General features: G+C 60.7%; 4 protein-coding genes and 1 pseudogene. 1 reads left to right on the top strand and 4 read right to left on the bottom strand.

Annotated features, from left to right (window positions below; all coding sequences use genetic code 11):
- A partial coding sequence (locus tag AC1DU9_RS29245; protein WP_477811218.1) for a PrpF domain-containing protein occupies positions 1 to 125 on the top strand: 125 nt, incomplete at its 5' end.
- A gap of 144 nt (positions 126 to 269) precedes the next feature.
- Here the strand turns inward: AC1DU9_RS29245 and prpF are convergent.
- From prpF to prpB, 4 genes and pseudogenes are all read right to left on the bottom strand, one after another.
- Complete coding sequence (gene prpF / locus AC1DU9_RS29240) at positions 270 to 1,460, bottom strand: 2-methylaconitate cis-trans isomerase PrpF (RefSeq protein WP_477811217.1); 1,191 nt, start codon at positions 1,458 to 1,460, stop codon at positions 270 to 272.
- A 66-nt stretch (positions 1,461 to 1,526) separates the two neighbouring features.
- Entirely contained in the window at positions 1,527 to 4,121 is a 2,595-nt protein-coding gene (acnD, locus tag AC1DU9_RS29235) for a Fe/S-dependent 2-methylisocitrate dehydratase AcnD (RefSeq protein WP_477811216.1), read from the bottom strand.
- Between the two features lie 203 nt (positions 4,122 to 4,324).
- Positions 4,325 to 5,452 carry a bifunctional 2-methylcitrate synthase/citrate synthase gene (prpC, locus tag AC1DU9_RS29230; protein ID WP_223462939.1) on the bottom strand — a complete coding sequence of 376 codons (1,128 nt, stop codon included), beginning with the start codon at positions 5,450 to 5,452 and terminating at the stop codon, positions 4,325 to 4,327.
- A 149-nt stretch (positions 5,453 to 5,601) separates the two neighbouring features.
- Positions 5,602 to 5,801 (bottom strand): annotated as a pseudogene (prpB, locus tag AC1DU9_RS29225) (methylisocitrate lyase); the annotation flags it as partial.

Here is a 5,801-nt window from a genome sequence, read left to right as displayed (position 1 = left end):
CCCTGCGTGTCGGCGCCGAGGCCAGTCAGGTCAATGGCGAATGGACCGTGAACAAGGCGATCATGAGCCGCAGTGCGCGGGTGTTGATGGAAGGTTATGTGCGGGTGCCGGGTGACTCGTTCTAATCCGATTTTGAGCTGAACACAAAACCCTGTGGGAGCGAGCTTGCTCGCGATGACGTCGGCACATCCAGCATTGATGTTGCCTGACACTCCGCTATCGCGAGCAAGCTCGCTCCCACAGGGTTTTGTGTTCAGCTCAAAATCGGATTAGAACGAGTCACCCGGCACCCGCACATAACCTTCCATCAACACCCGCGCACTGCGGCTCATGATCGCCTTGTTCACGGTCCATTCGCCATTGACCTGACTGGCCTCGGCGCCGACACGCAGGGTGCCGGACGGATGGCCGAAGCGCACCGCATTGCGTTCGATACCGCCCGCCGCGAGGTTGACCAAAGTGCCGGAAATCGCTGCTGCCGTGCCGATCGCCACCGCCGCCGTGCCCATCATCGCGTGGTGCAATTTACCCATGGACAGTGCGCGCACCAGCAGGTCGACATCCCCCGCTGCTATCGCCTTGCCGCTTGAGGCCACGTAGTCCGCAGGCTTGGCCACGAAGGCCACCTTCGGCGTGTGCTGCCGCTTGGCCGCTTCGTCGATGCTCGAAATCAGACCCATGCGCAATGCGCCGTAGGCACGGATGGTTTCGAACATCAGCAAGGCTTTCGGGTCGCCATTGATCGCGCCCTGCAACTCGGTGCCCTTGTAGCCGATGTCTTCGGCATTGACGAAAATCGTCGGGATGCCGGCGTTGATCATAGTCGCCTTGAAGGTACCGACGCCGGGCACTTCCAGGTCATCCACGAGGTTGCCGGTAGGGAACATCGAACCGCCGCCGCCCTCTTCATCCGCCGCCGGATCGAGAAACTCGATCTGCACTTCGGCCGCCGGGAAGGTCACGCCGTCGAGTTCGAAATCGCCGGTTTCCTGCACTTCACCGTTGGTGATCGGCACGTGGGCGATGATGGTCTTGCCGATGTTGGCCTGCCACACGCGAACCACCGCCACGCCGTTGTGCGGGATGCGGYTGGCGTCCACCAGACCATTGCTGACGGCGAACGAACCGACCGCCGCCGACAGGTTGCCGCAGTTGCCGCTCCAGTCCACGAACGGCTTGTCGATCGACACCTGTCCGAACAGATAATCGACATCGTGATCGGCCTTGATGCTTTTCGACAGAATCACGGTTTTGCTGGTGCTGGAGGTCGCGCCGCCCATGCCGTCGATTTGTTTGTCGTACGGGTCGGGGCTGCCGATCACGCGCAACAACAGCGCATCGCGGGCCTGGCCTGGAACCTGTGCAGCCTCGGRCAAGTCTTTCAGGCTGAAGAACACGCCTTTGCTGGTGCCGCCGCGCATGTAGGTGGCTGGAATTTTAATCTGAGCTGCGTGAGCCATGGTGCTCGTTACTCCTGATCTGAAAGCAGACACGGGACTCAAAGTCCCGTGTCTGTACTGCGTGTATTAAACGGCAACCGCCGACTCTTCGAGGAAGTCCTGGGCGAAGCGTTGCAACACGCCGCCGGCCTCGTAGATCGACACTTCTTCAGCGGTGTCGAGGCGGCAGGTCACGGGCACATCGACTCGCTCGCCATTCTTGCGATGGATCACCAGTGTCAACTCGGCACGCGGGGTGCGTTCACCGATCACGTCGTAGGTTTCGCTGCCGTCGATGGCCAGGGTATGGCGGTTGGTGCCGGGTTTGAACTCCAGCGGCAACACGCCCATGCCCACCAGGTTGGTGCGGTGAATGCGTTCGAAACCTTCAGCGGCAATCGCCTCGACACCCGCCAGCCGTACACCCTTGGCCGCCCAGTCACGGGACGAACCCTGGCCGTAGTCGGCACCTGCGATAATGATCAGCGGCTGCTTGCGATCCATGTAGGTCTCGATGGCTTCCCACATGCGCATCACTTTGCCTTCCGGCTCGACACGGGCCAGCGAACCCTGCTTGACCTCGCCGTTTTCCTGAACCATTTCGTTGAACAGTTTCGGGTTGGCAAACGTCGCGCGTTGCGCGGTCAAATGGTCGCCCCTATGAGTCGCGTAAGAGTTGAAGTCCTCTTCCGGCAGGCCCATTTTCGCCAGGTATTCGCCGGCGGCGCTGTCGAGCATGATGGCGTTGGACGGCGACAGGTGATCGGTGGTGATGTTGTCCGGTAGCACCGCCAGCGGGCGCATGCCCTTGAGCGGACGTGCACCGGCCAACGCACCTTCCCAGTACGGCGGACGGCGGATGTAGGTGCTCATTTCACGCCAGTCGTACAGCGGCGCGACTTTCGGGCCGGTGTCTTCGTGGATGGCGAACATCGGAATGTAGACCTGGCGGAACTGCTCCGGCTTCACCGACGCCTTGACCACGGCGTCGATTTCTTCATCGCTCGGCCAGATGTCTTTCAGGCGGATTTCCTTGCCATCCACCACGCCCAGCACATCTTTTTCGATGTCGAAACGGATGGTACCGGCGATGGCGTAAGCAACGACCAATGGCGGCGATGCGAGGAACGCCTGCTTGGCGTACGGGTGGATCCGGCCGTCGAAGTTGCGGTTACCGGACAACACGGCAGTGGCATACAGGTCACGGTCGATGATCTCTTGCTGGATCACCGGGTCCAGTGCGCCGGACATGCCGTTGCAGGTGGTGCAGGCGAAGGCCACGACGCCGAAACCGAGTTGCTCCAGCTCATCGGTCAAACCGGCTTCATCGAGGTACAGCGCCACGGTTTTCGAGCCCGGCGCCAGGGACGACTTGACCCACGGCTTGCGGGTCAGGCCAAGCTTGTTGGCGTTGCGCGCCAGCAGGCCGGCGGCAATAACGTTGCGCGGGTTGCTGGTGTTAGTGCAGCTGGTGATGGCGGCAATGATCACCGCGCCGTCCGGCATTTGACCCGGCACATCGTCCCATTGGCCGGAGATGCCTTTGGCTGCCAGATCCGAAACCGCGACACGGGCGTGCGGGTTACTCGGGCCGGCCATGTTGCGCACCACCGAAGACAGGTCGAAGGTCAGGCCGCGCTCGTATTGCGCACCTTTGAGGCTGTTTGCCCACAGACCGGTTGTCTTGGCATAGTTCTCGACCAGTTGCACCTGTTCGTCTTCACGCCCGGTGAGCTTGAGGTAGTCGATGGTCTGCTGGTCGATGTAGAACATCGCTGCGGTGGCGCCGTATTCCGGGGCCATGTTGGAGATGGTTGCGCGGTCGCCAAGGGTCAGCTTTGATGCGCCTTCGCCGAAGAACTCCAGCCACGCGCCAACGACTTTTTGCTTGCGCAGGAACTCGGTCAGCGCCAGCACCATGTCGGTGGCGGTAATGCCCGGTTGCAGCTTGCCAGTCAGTTCGACGCCAACGCTTTCCGGCAGACGCATCCACGATGCGCGGCCGAGCATCACGCTTTCGGCTTCAAGACCACCGACACCAATGGCGATCACGCCCAACGCATCGACGTGCGGGGTGTGGCTGTCGGTGCCGACGCAGGTATCAGGGAAGGCCACGCCGTCACGTACCTGGATCACCGGAGACATTTTCTCCAGGTTGATCTGGTGCATGATGCCGTTGCCCGGCGGGATCACGTCGACGTTCTTGAAGGCCTTCTTGGTCCAGTTGATGAAGTGGAAACGGTCTTCGTTGCGACGGTCTTCGATGGCGCGGTTCTTCTCGAACGCCTGCGGATCGAAACCACCGCGCTCGACGGCCAGGGAGTGGTCGACGATCAGTTGCGTCGGCACTACCGGGTTGACTTGCGCAGGGTCACCGCCTTGCAGGGCGATGGCGTCACGTAGGCCGGCGAGGTCGACCAGCGCGGTCTGGCCGAGAATGTCGTGGCACACCACCCGGGCCGGGAACCACGGGAAGTCGAGGTCGCGCTTGCGCTCGATAAATTGTTTCAGGGATTCGGTGAGCGTGGCCGGGTCGCAGCGACGCACAAGGTTTTCCGCCAGCACGCGGGAAGTGTACGGCAGGGTGTCGTAGGCGCCAGGCTGGATCGCCTCGACCGCTGCGCGGACATCGAAGTAATCCAGGTGGCTGCCAGGCAGCGGTTTACGGAATTCAGTGTTCATCGTCAGGACTCGGTCACGGTAGTTACAAAAGGTGGGGCCTGGCACCAGACTTGAAGTTCACACCATCCACTGTGGGAGCGAGCTTGCTCGCGATAGCGATGGAACTGGCGACATTGATGTTGAATGTCAGCCCGTCATCGCGAGCAAGCTCGCTCCCACAGGGATCTGCGTTGCATTCAGATCCCGGTGCCGACCTCCACCATTCAGCGTTGTTCGATTGGTACGAACTTGCGCTGTTCAACGCCTACGTACTCGGCGCTTGGACGGATGATGCGGTTGTTGGCACGTTGTTCGTACACGTGGGCGGCCCAGCCGGTCAGGCGCGAGCAGACGAAAATCGGTGTGAACAACTTGGTCGGAATGCCCATGAAGTGGTACGCCGAGGCATGGTAGAAATCGGCGTTCGGGAACAGTTTCTTCTGCTCCCACATGGTCTTGTCGATGGCTTCGGACACAGGGAACAACACCTTGTCACCCACTTCGTCAGCGAGTTTTTTCGACCAGCCCTTGATCACCTCGTTACGCGGATCGTTGTCCTTATAGATCGCGTGGCCGAAGCCCATGATCTTGTCCTTGCGCTCGAGCATGCCGAGGGTGCCCTTGATCGCGTCTTCCGGCGTCGAGAAACGCTCGATCATTTCCATCGCCGCTTCGTTGGCACCACCGTGCAGCGGGCCGCGCAGCGAGCCGATGGCCGCCGTGATGCACGAATACAGGTCGGACAGGGTCGACGCGCAAACACGTGCGGTGAAGGTCGACGCGTTGAACTCGTGCTCTGCGTAGAGGATCAGCGAAACGTTCATCACCTTGACGTGCAGCTCGCTCGGTTTCTTGCCGTGCAGCAGGTGCAGGAAGTGGCCGCCGATGGACGGCTCGTCACTCACGCAATCGATGCGCTTGCCTTCGTGGCTGAAGTGGTACCAGTAAGTCATGATCGCCGGGAACGCGGCCAGCAGGCGGTCGGTCTTGTCGTGTTGCTCGGAGAAATCGTTCTCCGGTTCCAGGTTGCCGAGGAACGAGCAACCGCTGCGCATCACGTCCATCGGGTGGGCGTCGGCGGGGATGCGTTCCAGCACTTCTTTCAGTGCTTGCGGCAGGTCACGCAGCTTGCTCAGTTTGTCGATGTAGGCGTTCAGTTGCGCTTTGTTCGGCAGCTCGCCGTACAGCAGCAGGTAGGCGACTTCTTCGAACTGTGCGTCAGCCGCCAGTTCACGTACGTCATAACCACGATAGGTCAGACCGGCACCCGACTGCCCCACGGTGGACAGTGCGGTTTGCCCGGCTACCTGGCCACGGAGCCCGGCGCCACTGAGTACTTTTGCTTCGGCCATTTTTTGTCTCCAATATTCTTTTTGTCAGAGAAACCTGTAGGAGCGAGCCTGCTCGCGAAGGTGGATGTAACACCTCGGTGCATCATGGACACCACGTAATCGTTGACGTCCATCGCGAGCAGGCTCGCTCCTACATATAAAAGGTTCGATTACTTCTTATCGGCGAACAACGCATCGAGCTTCTGCTCGAAGGTGTGGAAGTCGATGCGATCTTAAAGCTCCCGGCGCGTCTGAATGGTGTCGAGGACGTTTTGGTGCGAGCCATCGCGACGGATCGCGGTGTAGACGTTTTCTGCGGCCTTGTGCATGTCACGGAACGCCGACAGCGGGTACAGCACCAGCGATACGT

The sequence above is a fragment of the Pseudomonas sp. P4_C1 genome, assembly GCF_056402155.1.
The sequence above is the reverse complement of the archived record's forward strand: the minus strand, read 5'-3'. Positions and strand labels throughout refer to the sequence as shown.